Genomic DNA, 1,326 nt, shown 5'->3' with positions numbered 1-1,326 from the left:
CTGGGACGTGCTTGGAGACGTCGTAGCCGGTCGGGAGCGACGGGGCACTCATTTATTCGAGCCATCATCACCCGGTACGGTGTTGCTTTCGCTTTTGCTCCCGGGGTCGGGGCACTATCCGGGCCTCGGTAAAGTTAAATGGGTCAGTCCTCCCGCTCCCACCATTCATCGATTTCTTGCGCGCCGATGTCCACGGTTGCGGTGATCCCGCACGAACAGTGGATGCCGACGGTGCCGGGGTGCGTCGTGATCGGGCCCTTCTCTTCTCCACAGCCCGGGCAGTTGACGCGGAAGATATCGCACATACATACCGATCCGTGTGGTCCGGGAAAGCCGCTCTGCTCAGCCTTAACCAACGACCGGTGGTAGAACTGCCTGCTGTTGGTTAAGGCCGAAGCCGCAGGACGTGGAGGTGATGGGGTCAGTGTTCATGATAGGCTACGTTATCCTGGAATCTGAACATACTCCCACCGGAAACCCAGTATCCACCACGCTTACACCTGCGAGAAGCCGTTCTTGTCGTCCTGAATCAGGGGTCAGACCGCCGAAGATACACTTCGATAGTGGAGTGTTTGCGGGAGACACTTCATTTCGTGACGTGTTGCGAAGATAGGGAATAATGCACAGGTTCGACGCCGACCACTCACCAAACAGAGTGCTCTTGCGTACTCCTGCTCACTGGTGAATAAGCCCGCTGACTCTGTTGATATTCTATTTTTCAGACAGATTTTCGCACGGAACAGCTGTTCACTGAAGATTGCATACCGTTTAACTGATTCAATTCTAGAGACAAGACGAAACGCTCTGCTGGTAGTCTCAGTAAGAATCTTGTCCCCTTTCCGAGCTAGAGCGACGAAGACGGTACCGGCGTATCGCTCCGTATAGTCCATAGCCAATCATTACAATCATCGGTACAATCACAACATCGGTGAAAAACGCTTCTATTCCATAAAAGTGCCAAACAATAAGAGGAATTCCAAGGATTGCAATCGGTGTTACGACTATTCGTGTTAGAATTGGGTCAATCGGAATCAACCGAGGTGTGATTTCATGAATAGACACATCAAGGCCCATCTGCTCAAGTTGTGATTTAATTTCGTTGATCTGTGCTGAGGAGATCGGCGTATCCGGTGGATGAGAGAATTTCCACTGAAAGTATTGTAGTTTTATGAGAGCTACGTCAGAAAATCGGATGATTAAGACATGATCGACATTATCAATCTCAACTGGTGAATAACTGTCAAGATTGTATGATTGCGATCTTATCAACGTTCGATTATCTGCATCGATCCGTAATTGAGAATTCACAAACTGGTGACTCAACCT

General features: G+C 49.8%; 2 protein-coding genes. Both read right to left on the bottom strand.

What is annotated here, in order from left to right; genetic code table 11:
* Positions 1 to 143: 143 nt before the first annotated feature.
* Complete coding sequence (locus DVK06_RS18760; protein ID WP_158600104.1) at positions 144 to 305, bottom strand: hypothetical protein; 162 nt, start codon at positions 303 to 305, stop codon at positions 144 to 146.
* Between the two features lie 511 nt (positions 306 to 816).
* Positions 817 to 1,326: hypothetical protein (locus DVK06_RS19410; protein WP_233561784.1), on the bottom strand; the 510-nt coding region annotated here is incomplete at its 5' end.

Origin of the sequence: Halorubrum sp. Atlit-28R (assembly GCF_003665955.1) — an archaeon.
In the GTDB taxonomy this organism is placed as follows: Archaea; Halobacteriota; Halobacteria; order Halobacteriales; family Haloferacaceae; genus Halorubrum; species Halorubrum tropicale.
The sequence above is the reverse complement of the archived record's forward strand: the minus strand, read 5'-3'. Positions and strand labels throughout refer to the sequence as shown.

Excerpts from the sequence above, each read along its gene's own strand:
- DVK06_RS18760 (WP_158600104.1), bottom strand. The coding sequence starts at position 305 with ATGTGCGATATCTTCCGCGTCAACTGCCCGGGCTGTGGAGAAGAGAAG.